The sequence below is a fragment of the Anoxybacillus sp. LAT27 genome (assembly GCF_022030075.1).
GTDB classification, from domain to species: domain Bacteria; phylum Bacillota; class Bacilli; order Bacillales; family Anoxybacillaceae; genus Anoxybacillus; species Anoxybacillus kestanbolensis.
In genome coordinates, this window is sequence record NZ_JAIWYK010000263.1 from 1 (window position 1) to 240 (window position 240).

At 60.4% G+C, this 240-nt stretch carries 1 protein-coding gene; it reads left to right on the forward strand.

The window, feature by feature from the left end:
• The first annotated feature begins 14 nt into the window (after positions 1–14).
• Positions 15–131, forward strand: a complete 117-nt coding sequence (locus tag LD028_RS18110) for a cold shock domain-containing protein (RefSeq protein ID WP_483298298.1) — start codon at positions 15–17, stop codon at positions 129–131.
• Positions 132–240 lie beyond the last annotated feature (109 nt).

Below are 240 nucleotides of genomic sequence, written 5' to 3' on the forward strand. Positions count from 1 at the left end.
TCCACTTCCGGGCCATTCGCGGCGAAGGCCATCGCGTCCTGGTGGAAGGCCAGCGCGTGGAGTTCTCCGTCATGAATCGCGACAAAGGCCTGCAAGCCGAAGACGTGATCGCTGCACTGCCGCGTCGCTGATACCCGCCTTCGCAGCAAAAAAAAACCGCGAGCCAGCATTGCTGGATCGCGGTTTTTTTATGCGCGGCTATCAATAGTGCGGCGGCGGCGCTTCTTCTTCGGAGGTCTC